This window comes from Kosakonia sp. 1610 (genome assembly GCF_050435845.1).
GTDB classification, from domain to species: Bacteria; Pseudomonadota; Gammaproteobacteria; order Enterobacterales; family Enterobacteriaceae; genus Kosakonia; species Kosakonia cowanii.
Genome location: NZ_JBNDKZ010000015.1, coordinates 76,083 through 90,459, shown reverse-complemented (window position 1 = coordinate 90,459; position 14,377 = coordinate 76,083). Strand labels below are relative to the sequence as shown.

The following is a 14,377-nucleotide window of genomic DNA, read 5'->3' as shown; positions in this document are numbered from 1 at the left end:
GCTGCGTAAGTAGCCCCTGACGGTTCCACTCCAGGCGCACCACTCCGCCTGTCGCATCGGTGATACTGTCCGGTAAAGGTTCTTCATCATCGGGGTAGTGATAAGTGGTCCGGTTGCCTGCGGCGTCGGTTTCCGAAAGCAGCCGTCCCTGCAGGTCATACAGGCTCTGCTCTGTCGTGCCGTCCGGCCAGACCGTGCGGGTGAGGCGATCGGTGAGGCGGTACCAGTAATATTCCGTCCGCCGCCCGGCCGGGTCTGTCTCCTGGACCATGCGCCCGTACCTGTCCCACCGGCTCTGGCGCATGGCACCGCCCGGCAGGATGACATCACACAGCTCGCCGTCGCGGTAAATAAAGGCGCTCTTGCGACCGTCGAAGTCGGTGAAGGCGGCGACGTTGTCATCGTCATCAATCAGCCACTGCGCCTGCACCCCGTCATCACGGATGGCCCGGCGGGTGCCGTTGTCAAAATCATACTCAAAAGTTAGCTGCTCACCGCCGCTGTGGCGAAAAGCCGTGACGCGCGGCAGACCGGCAATCTCCTGCCAGCGGTATTCACTCACCAGGCCGTTTGCATCCTCGTGGGCGCACATCAGGCCGTCCTGCCAGCGGAAACGCCTGCGCACGTTACCGCCCCGGCCGGTCACTGAGGTCAGCTGGCGCTGTTCGTCATAAGCGTAACTGACCAGGCAGATATCATCATTCAGCCAGGCTCCCGCAAGGCGGTCGCCCTCATAGCGGCAGACCACGCGCTGCCCGACGCTGTCCGTCAGTGCATGCAGGGTGAGGTTATCGTTCCACTCGAAGAGGATAGCGTTGCCGCAGGGTTCGGAAATGCGCTGCAACAGGGAGGGTTTATCGCTCTCAAGCGGGGCGTAGTGCCAGCGTTCACCGCTGATGTCATACACCGACCAGGTATCGTCCTGATGGTGCTCCAGCCAGCGCTTTTCAGCTTCGCAGTAGGTCCGGTAACCCTTCGCTACAAGAGGAAAGGATACGTAATCCCCGGTCGGTGCCCGCCACACCAGCCCCTCCTGGTAACGCTCCAGACGGGTCTCCCAGAAGAGATTCCAGCCGCGACCGAGCACGCTGTCACCCGGGTTACCGCTGCGCCAGTAACGCTGCCAGCGCACCGGCAGACGCGACGGCAACACAAAGTCCAGCTCGTCGTCGCCGCTGAGAAACTTCTGCCCACTGATGATATCCACCGGGCGGGCAATAATGCCACCCGCCGCGATGGCGGTCAGCATTGCACCGAAGCGGCAGGCGATGCGGCCGATTTTGCTGATACCCGGCAGTTTCGACAACAGCTTACCCACCGCGCCGACCTTGCTGGCCGCGCCACCCCAGCCGCCAGCCAGCCCGGAAAACAGCAGGGTGAGGTCTGATATTTTGTAGAGCACTTCGGGGACTTCCGGCGTTATCGGCAGCGTCTGTTCCGGGTCTCCACCAATAAGGACGTTGCCGGAGCCGGTCATCACCTTCGCATCGCAGGTGGTGCGGTCCCCGATACGGGCAGCAGGGAGATTGTTAATGTAGACGCGGGAGGAACCTTCCGCCATCTGCTGCGAGCCGTCGTCGTCGCACTCCACCATGCTGTCCGTGGCAATAGCGGCAGGCTTACCGTTGATAAAGACGTCAGGAGAGCCGGTGGTGATGACGCCTTTCTTCGTCATGTTCGCCGCCATTCCTTCGGCAATGCCGTCGGCGCACCCCGGTCGCCACCTCCTCGGCGAGAAAACCGACTGCGAGACTGGCGCCGATAAGCAGTACACCGATGCCCAGGCAGGAGGCACCGATGCCTGCGACCATCAGCGCACCGGCCGCGATGCCGCCCAGTGCCGCAATCGCGCCGCCGACAAGAGTGCCAACAATCATGCCGGCCAGCGCGCCGGAATGGCCTATATCATCACCGGCATACGCGGCTTCAAACATAGCAACAATCCTTGTTAAGCGTGGAAACGGAAACTTTTGAGAACGGAAAGAAGCAGCGCACGATCGGCGTCGTTTAACGCCCGCACGGCGGACATCGTGAACACCAGAATATGGTCAGCGGACGGATTAAACACTGCCTGCTGCTGAAAGGTGCGTTTACCGTCACGCAGGTAGCTGGCATAAATGATTTCGCCGGTTACCAGGCTGTCGCCAAGCACAGCCTCTGTGCGCTTGCCCGTTTTCCAGCCCTTGAGATGTTTCGCCATCAGCGCCATCTGGCGGTCGATATAGGCCGCCAGCGTTTCGTCGGGGTTTAGCGTGTCGCGGGAGATATTGAGCGCCGGTGCATTCGCGCCGGGTGGCGTGAACACATTGACGGTGCGGTCCTGATAGCCTTCAGGAAGGGTGACCTGGCCTTCGGTAAACAGGCAGGGCTGAGCGGATTCTGACATAAAGTGCGTCCTGTCACAGGTTCAGAAAAATGGATTTTCGCACAGGGTTTGGCTGAAAACCAGACGCGAGAATGAGAGCTCCCGCGCAGATATTATTCCCCGATGAGGTACAGATATGGCCTGTAACTTCCCTGTGTTAACACGGTGAGCTCCTACTCAACCTCACCCCGTGCATTGATAGTGTCTCTTCTTATCTGAGAAGGAATTCGTGATGAGCGTGCCGCAAACCAAAGCTGAACTGCTTTCCGCTGTCGATAAAAATTTCGCTAAATTAATGAGTTATCTAAACAGGATCCCACCGGAAATCACGTCAGAGGTTTCCATGGAGGGTCACGCTAAAGGAACAACGATGAGCGTGCATAACCTGGTCGCCTATTTGCTCGGATGGAACAAGCTAGTCGTGAAGTGGATAACCAATGATGCCAAAGGCCTGCCCGTCGATTTCCCGGAAACGGGGTACAAGTGGAACCAGTTGGGTCTCCTCGCGCAAAAGTTTTACTCGGATTACAGCGCGTTAAGCTATGGCGAACTGATTGAAGAACTGCAACGCGCCAAAAGTGAAATCGTCCACCTTATTGATGCGCGCACGGATGAGGTTTTGTATGGAAGACCGTGGTACACGAAATGGACGATGGGCCGGATGATCTCGTTTAACACCGCCTCGCCGTACGCCAACGCGAATGTGCGTTTAAGGAAGTGGGCGAAAGATAAGAACCTACTTTTGAAGTGATTATCAGCGTTATTAAGTGGACACTAACTCCCTAAAACTGTGGTGCTGGTGTCCACTTAATTCCAGATTCAAAGCGCGCTCAGCACCCCTTCTTTCACCGCTTTTACCGCCTGCTTCATCTGCTTTAACTCTTGCCGCAGGGCATGCTCGTTGTCGTTATCGGGGATCAGCACAATGCAGTCTCCGGCGATTTTCACGGTGACGCCTTTACCGGTGGTAAACCCGGCCTCTTTCAGCCATTTGCCGCTCAGGTTGAGGCAAGGCGTGCTGGTATCACCCTGATTGGGGGCATAGCCGACGGTGTAGCGGCGTTCGGCTTTGGGGGATGGATGAGTCTGGGTAGGGGTCGTAGCCATAAGGGCAGCCTCCGATGAGTAATGATTATTACCGTCACCAGAGGTTCCAATCTCTTGGGTGGCGGAATCGGGCGGGGTTGGAACTACCGGCCTCATCGATACCGGCGCGTCTTGCGACGCCCCCGCCCGACCCACCATTGAGGTGTAGCCGAACGCACGACATAAAAAAAGCGTGAACGCGCTATATGTCGCCGATGAAGTCATTCAGGGTTCCAATCCCGGCACCTGATTTTGCAGGTGCCGGTGAAAAATAGCGCTGATGCTCAAAGCCGACAAGCGGTTTTACTTCTTCCTGCAAAACAAAACGTTATTCCGGAATTTGCCTCGCAAAATGGGTGTTCTCCCCCTGCCCTCGTTTGCACGCAGCCGGGATCGCTCTTCAGAACATCGTATTGGCGTTGGCGGACTTCTCCGGCACCGACTGAATGATGTCCCAGTGTTCAACGATTTTCCCGTTGCTCACACGGAAGATATCCATCACCGCCTGGCCGCGATCGTTACTGTCATTGGTCGAGTGAACCTGCAACCAGACTAAATCGCCGTCGGCAGCGCTACGCACAATCCGCGCGGCAGAGTGCGGGTTCTCTTTGAAGAAACCGGTGAAGTAATTCACAAACGGCGCTTTGCCGTCCGGCACATCGGGGTTGTGCTGGCGGTAATGCTCATCAACGACCTTCGCGGCCTCTTTTACCTCGTGGCGATTGAAGAATTTATCATAAAAATCAACCACCAGCTGTCGGTTAGCCTCTTCTGTCGCCACATTGCGCGCATTTGCAGCAGGGGCCGCTATAGCACTGCCAGAAGTGATGAGAACTGCCGTTAACAGCGCACCGCTAATAAACTTTTTCATTGTGATCTCCTTTAGTACATTACCTTTGGTCACAAAAATAGACCGTCAAGAGCGCGGATGGTACATTGCCCGCAAAACCTCAACAAGAGGTCAAAATTCAGCTACTTAGTCACACGAAGCTGACTATTGGCGGCAAAAGAGAGATAACAAATGAGCGACAACGACCAGAATGATATCGCCGAGTTTGGGCAGCCCTGCCCAATCCGCGATGTGCTTAATCAAATCGGCGATCAGTGGAGCCTGCTGATTCTGGAAGCGCTAGCGGAACGCACGCTGCGCTTTAATGAACTGAACCGGGAAATTGGCGATATCTCCCGCCAGATGCTCTCCCGCACGCTAAAACGTCTTGAAACAGACGGTTACGTCAGCCGCACCGTTTATGCGGAAGTGCCGCCGCGCGTGGAGTACACCTTAACGCCGCTTGGGAGATCGTTTCTGGAACCGATGCAGAAACTTATTCAGTGGGCAGATGAAAACCATGCTGATATCTGCCGCTCCCGCCGACGCCAGCATGAACAGCAGCAGGAGTAGGCGCAGAGGTTATCTCCGGCTCTCCCAGCCATACTCCGAGTAGCGTTGACCAGCGTTGATAGCCTCCAGCGCCTGGCGCACATAAGGAATGGTCTTCTCCGGCAAGGCCGTAAGCCTTTGCCAGCCCATCTCACTGTGTTTTTCCGGCTCGGCGAGGAAAGGCGTGCCCTGCCACTGGCGGCAGATAAAATAGTGCCCCATCCAGGAACGATCTTCTGTCCACACATGCATGGTATGCGCCAGCTGCATATCGCTGGCAGCCGCTTCAACGCCAGTTTCCTCCCGTAGCTCTCTGGCGGCAGCGGCTGCAAGGGTTTCACCAAACTCAAGACCGCCTGCGGGCAGGCTGTAATTCCCATCCATCCAGCCGGTCTGCGATCGCCGCAGCATCAGGAGATCATCTCCGCGCAATAGCAGCACAAACAGGGCAATCGAAAGGTGGTAGCGCTCTCTGCTCATCGTGTCTTGATCCATAATTGAAGTACTGATTTTTTATACAGCCATTCACCGCAGAAATGGAACTACCATTTTTCGTCTCGAAACGGCTGGCGCGGTTGCGTAAGGTAAACGTTCATTTCAGGAACCAACAGGGGCTATTTATGAGCAGATTTGAAGGCAAACGCGTGTTGATCACCGGCGGCACCAGCGGGATGGGGCTGGCGGGTGCACAGCGCATCGTCAGCGAGGGTGGCGAGGTCGCGATCACCGGGCTGAACGAAACGCGCCTGGCTGAGGCCCGCAAGCTGCTGCCCGCCTCATCGCTGATCCTGAAAAGCGATGCTGCCAGCGAAGCGGATATCGAGACGCTGGCGACGGCGATTAGTCAGTGGGGATCCCTCGACGGCCTGTGGCTGAACGCTGGCTATGCCGAAGTCGGCGCGCCAGAATTGGTCACAGCCGAGAGCTTTAACCGCATGATGAATGCCAACGTGCGCGGCCCAATGCTCCAGCTGGCGGCGCTTTCTGGCGCATTACATTCCGGCGCGTCGGTGCTGGTCACCGCCTCCTCTTCCGTCTACGAAGGCGCGGCGATGACCAGCCTTTATGCAGCCACCAAAGGCGCAGTTGTTGCGATGGTCAAGAGCTGGGCCAGCGCGCTGGCACCGCGCGATATCCGCGCCAACACGCTGGTGCCGGGGCCGATTGAGACCAACTTCAGGCACTTTATGCCCGAAGAGTCGCGCCAGCAGTTTGAGGATTTTGTAGTAAGCCAGGTGCCGCTCAGACGTGCCGGCACTGCACAGGAAGCCGCCGCCGTCGCACTCTTTTTGCTCTCGGATGATGCGTCATACGTCACCGGCAGCCAGTACGCCGTGGATGGTGGGCTGGTGCATTACTGATTCGATAAGTGATTAACGTGCTGAAAACCAGAATCCGCTGCTAAGGCGGATTTTTTTCATCATCGTCACCCGTTCTCAACCATTTGTCTTTTCCCCCTTTTCAGCCGATAGTCTCTTTTTCTCTGTTACCGAAACGGACATTCGTATGCTCAAGAGCGTTAACCGCCCTGCGCTGTACGGCGCAGCGCTAATCCTGTTACTGATCCTTATCTATACCGGTCTCTTTACCCATGACCGTGCCACCTGGCTGATGGAAGTGATCCCGGTGATGATCGTGGTGCCGCTGCTGCTCGCTACCTGGCGGCGCTACCCGCTGACTGCCCTGCTTTACACGCTGATTTTCTTCCACGCCATCATCCTGATGGTTGGCGGGATGTACACCTATGCCAAAGTGCCGATCGGCTTTGATGTGCAGCACCTGTTCAACCTTAGCCGCAACCCATACGACAAACTTGGCCACTTCTTTCAGGGGCTGGTTCCGGCGCTGGCGGCGCGGGAGATTTTACTGCGCGGGCAGTACGTGCGCGGTGGCAAGATGCTCGACTTTATCGTCTGCTGTATTGCGTTAGCCATCAGCGCCACCTATGAATTGATTGAGTGGTGGGCAGCGCTGGCGATGGGCCAGGGGGCGGATGACTTCCTCGGTACGCAGGGCGATCCGTGGGATACCCAGTCGGATATGCTCTGCGCCCTGCTCGGCGCGCTGACCACCGTGCTGCTGCTCGGGCGCTGGCACAAACGGCAGCTCAATCTTTGATCCCAGACTGGAGCCCGCACCTGACGACACCTATACTGCGGGCTATCCCTTCTTAATCGCTGAACGCCTATGACGACGCAACTTCTCACCCGCGACTGGCGCCTGCCGGCGGCACTTACGCTGCTGGCGGCAGGGTTGGTCGCCGCTTTCGCCCTGCACACGCACTGGGGTGCCTTTTTGCAGTGGTGCCTGGCGGCGCAAATTACTCTTCATCGCTACCTGGTGATGTACCTGCTGCAACTCAATAATCATCAGTACAGCGGCGGGCTGTGGCTGCTGACCGGGGCGTTCTTCTACGGCGTGCTGCACGCCATCGGGCCGGGGCACGGCAAATTTATTGTCGCCACCTATCTCAGCACCAATAAAGAGAGCGAGACCGCCGCGCGCATGGTTCCGCTGCTCGGCAGCCTGATGCAGGGCGTCAGCGCGATCCTGTTTGTCTTTATCCTGGCGGTCGGGTTTAACCTCGCCTCGGGGGATCTCAGCGAAAGCCGCTGGTATGTCGAGAAGGTCAGCGCGGTGCTGATTGGCGGCTTCGGGGCCTATGTCATCTGGCGCGCGGTGAAGAGCCTGCGACCGCGCGCGCTGCGCATCCGCTCCCTGACGCATATGCACGACGCGCAGTGCGGCTGCGGGCATCACGGCGTTGGCGTGTCGACGCAGGGCGACTGGAAAACCCGGCTGGGCGTGATTCTGGCGATTGGCGCGCGGCCCTGTAGCGGAGCCATTATGATTTTGCTCTTCTCGAATGCGCTCGGCATTGTCACGTGGGGAATGGCGGCGGTGATGACCATGGCCTTCGGCACAGCGCTCTCGATCATGGGGCTGTCGCTGGCGGTGCGTTATGCGCGTAACCGCACTGCATCCTTGTTTGGCAGTGAGTCAGGTCGCTTACGCTGGCTGGTTCCGGGGCTTAAAATCGCGGGTGGCGTGGCGCTGATGCTCTTTGCGCTGGTGCTCTTTTTAACGGTGATCCCGGTGAGTGCAAACGGGGATTATATTGCGGCAGGGTGTTAAAAAAACCCGGAGGGCTAAGCCATCCGGGTTTAATTTAGTTACTCGTCAATCTTCGGATGCTGCTGCACCAGGCGGGAGCGTTTCTCCTGCAGTTGGGCAATCTCTTCATCCAGATCTTCGATTTTCTGTTCGATGTTGTCGTGATGTTCTTGCAGAATTTCACGCGCTTCCTGCATATCCGACGCTGCCGGGGTTGCCCCTTTCAGCGGCAGGTTCGCCGTCTCTTTCATCGTCAGGCCGGTAATCAGGCCAATCACCGCGATTACCATCAGGTAGTACGCTGGCATCATCAGATTATTGGAGGTCTCCACCAGCCAGGCGGTCAGCGTTGGCGTCAGACCGGCAACCAGAATGGAGATGTTAAAGGCGCTGGCGAGCGCGCTGTAACGGATATGCGTCGGGAACATCGCTGGCAATGTGGAAGCCATTACGCCGGTGAAGCAGTTAAGGATCACCGCCAGCAGCAGCAGGCCAGCGAAAATCATCCCCATCACGCCGCTGTTGATCATGCTGAATGTCGGAATCGCCAGCGCCAGCAGCGCGATACTACCAATCAGCACAAACGGACGGCGGCCGAAGCGGTCACTCAACAGACCCATCACCGGCTGCACAAACAGCATACCGATCATAATGGCGATGATAATCAGCACCCCATGATCTTCCGAGTAGTGCAGGTTATGCGACAGGTAGCTCGGCATATAGGTCAGCAGCATGTAGTAGGTGACGTTGGTGGAGATCACCAGACCAATACAGGTCAGCAGGCTGCGCCAGTGTTTGCTGGCAATCTCTTTAAAGGAGACGCGCGGCCCCTCTTGCAGCCCTTCGCGGTCGCCCTGCTCGAGCTTATCAACATGCTGCTGGAACGCCGGGGTCTCTTCCAGCGCATGACGCAGGTAGAGGCCAATCAGGCCCAGCGGCAGTGCCAGGAAGAACGGAATACGCCAGCCCCAGTCGAGGAAGTTCTGCTCGCCAACAATCGTCGACAGCAACACCACCACGCCCGCGCCGAGGACAAACCCGGCGATAGAGCCGAAGTCCAGCCAGCTGCCCATAAAGCCGCGTTTACGGTCCGGGGAGTATTCGGCCACGAAGATCGACGCGCCGGTATACTCGCCGCCGACGGAGAAGCCCTGCGCCATCTTACATAACAGCAGCAGAATCGGTGCCCAGATGCCGATCGACTCATACGAAGGTATAAGCCCGATAGCAAAGGTACTGACGGACATGATCACTATCGTGATCGCGAGGATTTTTTGCCGTCCATATTTATCCCCCAGCATGCCGAAGAAGAGGCCGCCAAGTGGACGAATCAGGAATGGAACGGAGAAGGTCCCGAGCGCGGCTATCATCTGCACGCTGGGGTCTGCATCGGGGAAGAACACTTTGCCAAGTGCGTAGGCCACAAAGCCATAAACACCGAAATCGAACCACTCCATCGCGTTACCTAACGACGCGGCGGTGATGGCTTTACGCAGTTTCGCGTCGTCAATAATCGTGACGTCGCGTAGCGTTATCGGTTTGATTTTTTTCCTTTTTAACATCTCTGTTTTCCTCTTAAGACTCTCGCCCTGTATCGCCCGTTTACCCATCCATGGCAGGCGTTTTTTATCGGCCTTGCGGCCATTCTTTCAAGCGTAGCAGGTTTACTTACACTAACTGTTCAAAGCCTGTACAACCGAACCTGTTGACGCCTGTTGGGCAGTGAATGAGCGAATTACCCTATCAGGGTTTATAAATGTGATCAAATTCACATAGTTGTAACCGGTAATCATCAACCACCGTTTTTACCTCACTTTTTGCCTCATTTCAAAAAAGCGCGATCGGCTTTCGACCCACCTTTTTACAAGCCATTTACATCGAAAATAAATAAAGAAACATCGATAAATGTTTACGCGAATTCTGTGATCGGTGTAACTAAAACAGCGTTTCATTCTTATTGAATAGATATTCCAATCGCCTCATGATAGCCCCACTAATAGCAGCGTTAAGGGCTAACTCATCGGTATTGATGAGTCTGTTCAGGCCGCTCTGCCGCCGCCCATCGTCAATGCGCTGGCTTCTGAATGCTTTAAATCTCTGAAACATCGAATGATTCATTTTTTAGCTCCTCGTTCATCTGAATGACGAGTCGTGAGGATTGTGTATGAAAATTAAGGCCACCATTGAACGTATTCCTGGCGGGATGATGTTAGTTCCGCTCTTGTTAGGCGCCATTCTGAATACTCTGGCGCCCGATACCGGTGCCTATTTTGGCTCCTTCACTAAAGGCATGATTAGCGGAACGGTGCCGATTCTGGCAGTGTGGTTTTTCTGTATTGGCGCCTCGATTGATCTTCGCGCGACCGGCACGGTGCTGCGCAAATCAGGCACGCTGGTGCTGACAAAAATTGCTGTCGCCTGGCTGGTGGCGATGATTGCCGCTTCCTTTATTCCCGATACCGGCATTCAGACCGGCTTCTTCGCCGGGCTGTCGGTGCTGGCGATTGTCTCAGCGATGGATATGACCAACGGCGGGCTCTATGCCAGCCTGATGAACCAGTACGGCAGTAAAGAGGAGTCGGGGGCATTTGTCTTGATGTCGCTGGAGTCCGGCCCGCTGATGACCATGGTGATCCTCGGCTCCGCTGGCCTCGCCTCGTTTGAACCGCACCACTTTGTCGGCGCGGTGCTGCCGTTCCTGATCGGCTTTGCCCTCGGCAACCTCGACCACGATCTGCGCGCCTTCTTCAGTAAAGCGACGCCGGTGCTGATCCCCTTCTTCGGCTTCGCGCTGGGTAACACCATCAACCTGAAAGTGATTATGGAGACCGGTCTGCTGGGGATTTTCCTTGGCGTGGCGGTAATTATTATCACCGGTATTCCGCTGATTATGGCGGACCGACTGATTGGCGGCGGGAATGGTACTGCGGGCGTGGCGGCCTCTTCCGCAGCGGGTGCGGCGGTGGCTAACCCGGTGATCATCGCCCAGATTAACCCGGCCTTTGAACCGGTTGCCGCATCAGCAACCGCGCTGGTCGCCGCGAGCGTAATTGTCACCGCCATCCTGGTGCCGATTATCACCGCGCTCTACGCACGACGCTTCGGCAAGGTGCCGACGCCGGAAGAGATGGCGGCGCGAACCGAGTCGACGAGCCACTAAAGGTCGTCGAAAACCTCATCAACCATCGCCGTCGCCAGACGGGCTGCCGAGCAGAGTCTCGGCATCCCCAATGCGACGGGCTGCCAGCTCTGCGTCACCGACCAGCAAATCGGATGGCGCTCTGCATCACACCAGTCCCCGAGCCAGCCCAGCAGATCTTTATACTCCATCACCCCTGGCGTGGACGGCGCGGCGAGCCATTGATGATAGAAGTGGCGCGTCCCTTGCGACGCATCAATGCCCTGCGCCAGAAACTCTGCCGCCATCACCCGCAGGTTATCTTTCAGCATCGTCGCTACATCCTCATTCGCCAGCCGACAGGCATCGCCAAACGCCCCCCAGCGCAGCTCCTCCAGCGCGACGTAGCAGCGTCCGGCCATCGACCAGCCGTTGTAGCTTCCCGCGCGCCAGTGGGTAAAAACTTGTTCACTGTGATGACCGGCCTGCACCGCCAGCCCGCGCTGCGTCAGCGCTTTCTCCTTAAATGCCGCGCGCTGGCTAAAGTGCTCCAGCAACACGTCGTACTGCTGCTGCGCGCCGGGCGTGACGCTGCCAGGACGCCGCTCGGCGTGCTGCATCGCCTTCAGCCGCTGCGTAATGCGCGTCAGCGCCAGATAACCGGGATCGAGCATGCTCGCCAGCTTCTCTGCCAGCCCGAGCCGCAGAGCGTCGTTCTCCTCAAGCTTGCCGGAGATCGCCCACGGGCGCAGCTGCGTCTGGGTCATGATCTCCTGCGCCAGCCGCTCACGAAAAATCTGCTGCTGTGGCGCGATCGTCGTCTGGCGCAGTGCGTCGATGCCCTGCACCAGATCGACAATAAATTTCGGATGAATAGATTCCAGCACCCTGCCGGGGCCGTCGAGCAGTCGATTTTTCATGGTTGCTCCGCCGCGAAGAGCGTCTGGATATCATCACGTAACAGCCGCGCATCCTCATGGATCCAGTGCGCCGTCCTGATACAGTGCAGCAAATGGCGACGCAGCGCGCTGACCGAGGATTCGTTCTGCTGGCGGATCGCCATGCTCTCGCGCAGGCTCTCCTGCAACCCGGAGAGACTCTGGGAGAACTCAGCAAAAAAGGTCGCCATGCCTGCGGTGACGGAGACATCAACCTGCGCGCTTAGCGCTTTGCGGATCTGCTCGCAGAAGTGCGCCACATGGGCGGTCAGCTTCTTATGCAGCGTGCCGAGGTCGATCACATACCGGGTGCGCGTCGCCACATAGTCGTCCCAGCCCCAGTTGGGGTTATTGAGCCAGCGCGAGACCGTTTCGCGCACGCCGCCAATGCGGCTGGCCTGCGCGGCGCTGCTCTCTTCCGGCGCGATGACATTGTTAAACAGCGTGCGGGCATTAAAGTTGAGCGTGCTCGGCTGAAACGCGGGAAAAGAGATGCGGGCACGAAAACCGGCATGGCTCAGCTCCGCTTTGATGCGCGTTTCGATCGGGCGCATGGCATCGTTCAGCGAGCGCGTCAGCGTGTTCTCCAGCTCATCAAAACGCAGCGCCAGTTCACGGCTGATGCGCTCCTGCGCCGCCAGCAGGATTGTCTCGCAGGCGGAGCGCATTTTGCTCAGGGCGATCTGCGCTTGGCCTTCATCTTCCAGCACCAGTTGGCCTGGGCTTAAGCGCTCATCAAGGCGTAAATCGGCCTGGCTCTCGCTGGCCATCGCCATCAGCTGGCCATCATGGAACCAGGCGTCGATCGCTTCGACAATTTCAAACTGCTGACCGTTGATAAAGATCTCTGCCGCCGCCAGCGCCTCTTCCACTTCATGATCGACCTCATCACGCACCCGCGCCTGGCTGGTGCGCAGCAGAGTCATATCCTCTTCCAGCCGGGCGATATTCTGCTCCAGTTGCTCATAGGCGACGGTCAACCCCTGATAGCGGAAATCGAGATACTCCCGCGCGCTCTGGGTGTAGTTGAGGAGTTTATGCGAGGCGGATCGCAGCGCATAGAGGGAAGCGTTGGCATGGGCCGCGTGCAGCAAGTTGCGGATCGGCAGCTCAAACAGCGAATCCTGCCACAGCAGATCGGCGGCGTGACGAATATGTTCAGTATCATCCAGATCCGCCATGCGCCAGCGCCGACCGAGCGCCGCTTCGGCAAAGTCCTGCACCCAGGGCTGATCGTTTGGATCGGGCAAGCGCCCCTTTTTCTGCAACTCATGACGGGCGCGGTTCGCCAGATAGCCCCACATTGAGGAGACCGGGTAGATCTGCGTCGGTGTGATATTGCCTTTCATTAAGGTGCCGGAGATAAGCGCGCGAACCTGGTGCTCATCGTCGCTGTTGCGATCTTTTTGATCAAACTTATTCACCAGCGCGTAGAGCGGAACCGATCGGCCAACGGCCGAGATCGCCTGGCGTACCTCTTCATCGGAGATCGATTTCAGCTGGGTGTAATCCATCACCGCCAGCACCGCCGAGGCGCGCGCCAGCTGCTCGCTGAGCATCTTCTGTAAATGGGGCTGCCCGGCTTCGTTCGGCCCCGGCGTGTCGAGCAGGGTCAGTTGACCAAGGTTGCTCTCCAGCCCCGCCAGGTGAACAAACTCCACTTCGATAACCGGAATATGTTCAATCGCCGCGTAGGCCGAGAAGGGAAAATCGACGCCCAGCGCTTTCGACAGACGTACAAGATCGTTGAGGCTTTTCAGGCAGTGGAAGATCGGCTGCGCGCCGAGATAGTGCTTATCAAAGGCATCGCCCTGCGCAATGCGCGCCAGCAGCGAGTCCATATCGCGATCGATCTCAATCTTCTGCGCCAGCTTGTCGCGATCGTAATTGAACAGCCGCGTCTGCAACTGCTGCGCAAGCGCATCAATCGGGCCGACGTGAGAGAAATGGAGCACAGGCTCTTTCTGACCGGGAGTATGGCGGATCAGCGTCGGCAAGGCCGTCATCGGGCGGTTGCGGTTCGGCAACACTTCCGTGCCGACAATCGCATTGATGGTGGTCGACTTGCCCGCTTTCATGGTACCGACGATCGCCAGCACCATCTCCAGCCGGGTGATTTTGCGCAGTTCGTTCTGTAAGGTCGCCTCTTGCGCCTCAACGCCGCGGGCGCTGAAGTGCAGGGGCAACACATTTTTATTTTGCGCCGCGCTGCTGATATTTGTCTCATCAAGCGCCGCCGCCGGCATTTTTTTCAGGGCCAGCAGGTTGTGCAAAGAGAGTTGTAACAGCCGTTCTGCTTCCTGACTTAATTCAAATATTGTTTGTGTGTGCATGTCAAAAGTCTTTCCTTAACGCAAATTTTCTTTGTTTTATTT

Annotated in this window: 13 protein-coding genes and 1 pseudogene; 6 read left to right on the top strand and 8 right to left on the bottom strand. The window is 57.5% G+C overall.

Annotation, left to right across the window (positions count from 1 at the left end; all coding sequences use genetic code 11):
• Together ABIC80_RS23410 and ABIC80_RS23405 are read right to left on the bottom strand one after the other, a co-directional pair.
• Window positions 1-1,934, bottom strand: a pseudogene (locus ABIC80_RS23410) (PAAR domain-containing protein); the annotation flags it as partial.
• A 14-nt stretch (window positions 1,935-1,948) separates the two neighbouring features.
• A complete protein-coding gene (locus tag ABIC80_RS23405) occupies window positions 1,949-2,386 on the bottom strand; it encodes a DcrB-related protein (RefSeq protein WP_429178738.1) in 438 nt (145 codons plus the stop codon).
• A 211-nt stretch (window positions 2,387-2,597) separates the two neighbouring features.
• On the opposite strand from ABIC80_RS23405, the gene ABIC80_RS23400 reads away from it, so the two are divergent.
• Complete coding sequence (locus ABIC80_RS23400) at window positions 2,598-3,116, top strand: ClbS/DfsB family four-helix bundle protein (RefSeq protein ID WP_429178736.1); 519 nt, start codon at window positions 2,598-2,600, stop codon at window positions 3,114-3,116.
• A gap of 68 nt (window positions 3,117-3,184) precedes the next feature.
• Here the strand turns inward: ABIC80_RS23400 and ABIC80_RS23395 are convergent, their stop codons facing one another.
• Together ABIC80_RS23395 and ABIC80_RS23390 are read right to left on the bottom strand one after the other, a co-directional pair.
• Window positions 3,185-3,676: a SymE family type I addiction module toxin gene (locus ABIC80_RS23395; protein WP_429178734.1), complete on the bottom strand. Its 492-nt coding sequence runs from the start codon at window positions 3,674-3,676 to the stop codon at window positions 3,185-3,187.
• 175 nt (window positions 3,677-3,851) lie between these two features.
• The gene (locus ABIC80_RS23390; protein ID WP_429178733.1) at window positions 3,852-4,322 is read right to left on the bottom strand and encodes a nuclear transport factor 2 family protein; all 471 of its coding nucleotides are present in this window, start codon (window positions 4,320-4,322) and stop codon (window positions 3,852-3,854) included.
• Window positions 4,323-4,472: 150 nt separating this feature from the next.
• Here ABIC80_RS23390 and ABIC80_RS23385 point away from each other — a divergent pair, with 150 nt between their 5' ends.
• Window positions 4,473-4,853 carry a winged helix-turn-helix transcriptional regulator gene (locus ABIC80_RS23385; protein ID WP_279793805.1) on the top strand — a complete coding sequence of 127 codons (381 nt, stop codon included), beginning with the start codon at window positions 4,473-4,475 and terminating at the stop codon, window positions 4,851-4,853.
• Between the two features lie 9 nt (window positions 4,854-4,862).
• On the opposite strand, the gene ABIC80_RS23380 is transcribed toward ABIC80_RS23385, so the two are convergent.
• Window positions 4,863-5,312 (bottom strand): NUDIX hydrolase, encoded by a 450-nt coding sequence (locus ABIC80_RS23380; protein ID WP_429178731.1) that lies wholly within the window; start codon window positions 5,310-5,312, stop codon window positions 4,863-4,865.
• A 140-nt stretch (window positions 5,313-5,452) separates the two neighbouring features.
• On the opposite strand from ABIC80_RS23380, the gene ABIC80_RS23375 reads away from it, so the two are divergent.
• The 3 genes from ABIC80_RS23375 to ABIC80_RS23365 all read left to right on the top strand — a co-directional run bounded on the left by ABIC80_RS23375 (window position 5,453) and on the right by ABIC80_RS23365 (window position 7,967).
• On the top strand, window positions 5,453-6,193 hold the full coding sequence (locus ABIC80_RS23375) for an SDR family oxidoreductase (protein ID WP_429178730.1): 741 nt from the start codon (window positions 5,453-5,455) through the stop codon (window positions 6,191-6,193).
• Between the two features lie 145 nt (window positions 6,194-6,338).
• Window positions 6,339-6,950, top strand: a complete 612-nt coding sequence (locus ABIC80_RS23370) for a DUF2238 domain-containing protein (RefSeq protein WP_023478443.1) — start codon at window positions 6,339-6,341, stop codon at window positions 6,948-6,950.
• 69 nt (window positions 6,951-7,019) lie between these two features.
• Window positions 7,020-7,967 (top strand): nickel/cobalt transporter, encoded by a 948-nt coding sequence (locus tag ABIC80_RS23365; RefSeq protein WP_429178729.1) that lies wholly within the window; start codon window positions 7,020-7,022, stop codon window positions 7,965-7,967.
• Window positions 7,968-8,005: 38 nt separating this feature from the next.
• On the opposite strand, the gene proP is transcribed toward ABIC80_RS23365, so the two are convergent.
• A complete protein-coding gene (gene proP / locus ABIC80_RS23360; protein WP_263753453.1) occupies window positions 8,006-9,508 on the bottom strand; it encodes a glycine betaine/L-proline transporter ProP in 1,503 nt (500 codons plus the stop codon).
• A gap of 602 nt (window positions 9,509-10,110) precedes the next feature.
• Between proP and kdgT the strand changes: the two genes are divergently transcribed.
• Window positions 10,111-11,106 (top strand): 2-keto-3-deoxygluconate transporter, encoded by a 996-nt coding sequence (kdgT, locus tag ABIC80_RS23355; protein ID WP_042712731.1) that lies wholly within the window; start codon window positions 10,111-10,113, stop codon window positions 11,104-11,106.
• Here the strand turns inward: kdgT and ABIC80_RS23350 are convergent.
• A complete protein-coding gene (locus ABIC80_RS23350) occupies window positions 11,103-11,984 on the bottom strand; it encodes a YjcZ-like family protein (RefSeq protein WP_263753454.1) in 882 nt (293 codons plus the stop codon). The two genes, kdgT and ABIC80_RS23350, sit on opposite strands and share 4 nt — an antisense overlap.
• Entirely contained in the window at window positions 11,981-14,335 is a 2,355-nt protein-coding gene (gene crfC / locus ABIC80_RS23345; protein WP_429178727.1) for a clamp-binding protein CrfC, read from the bottom strand. Before crfC ends, ABIC80_RS23350 begins: the two co-directional genes overlap by 4 nt.
• Between the last annotated feature and the right edge of the window lie 42 nt (window positions 14,336-14,377).

Coding starts and splice junctions, on each gene's coding strand:
- crfC (WP_429178727.1), bottom strand. CDS start 14,335: ATGCACACACAAACAATATTTGAATTAAGTCAGGAAGCAGAACGGCTG.
- ABIC80_RS23385 (WP_279793805.1), top strand. CDS start 4,473: ATGAGCGACAACGACCAGAATGATATCGCCGAGTTTGGGCAGCCCTGC.
- ABIC80_RS23395 (WP_429178734.1), bottom strand. CDS start 3,676: ATGACTTCATCGGCGACATATAGCGCGTTCACGCTTTTTTTATGTCGT.
- ABIC80_RS23365 (WP_429178729.1), top strand. CDS start 7,020: ATGACGACGCAACTTCTCACCCGCGACTGGCGCCTGCCGGCGGCACTT.
- ABIC80_RS23370 (WP_023478443.1), top strand. CDS start 6,339: ATGCTCAAGAGCGTTAACCGCCCTGCGCTGTACGGCGCAGCGCTAATC.
- proP (WP_263753453.1), bottom strand. CDS start 9,508: ATGTTAAAAAGGAAAAAAATCAAACCGATAACGCTACGCGACGTCACG.
- ABIC80_RS23400 (WP_429178736.1), top strand. CDS start 2,598: ATGAGCGTGCCGCAAACCAAAGCTGAACTGCTTTCCGCTGTCGATAAA.
- ABIC80_RS23405 (WP_429178738.1), bottom strand. CDS start 2,386: ATGTCAGAATCCGCTCAGCCCTGCCTGTTTACCGAAGGCCAGGTCACC.
- ABIC80_RS23390 (WP_429178733.1), bottom strand. CDS start 4,322: ATGAAAAAGTTTATTAGCGGTGCGCTGTTAACGGCAGTTCTCATCACT.
- ABIC80_RS23350 (WP_263753454.1), bottom strand. CDS start 11,984: ATGAAAAATCGACTGCTCGACGGCCCCGGCAGGGTGCTGGAATCTATT.
- kdgT (WP_042712731.1), top strand. CDS start 10,111: ATGAAAATTAAGGCCACCATTGAACGTATTCCTGGCGGGATGATGTTA.
- ABIC80_RS23380 (WP_429178731.1), bottom strand. CDS start 5,312: ATGAGCAGAGAGCGCTACCACCTTTCGATTGCCCTGTTTGTGCTGCTA.
- ABIC80_RS23375 (WP_429178730.1), top strand. CDS start 5,453: ATGAGCAGATTTGAAGGCAAACGCGTGTTGATCACCGGCGGCACCAGC.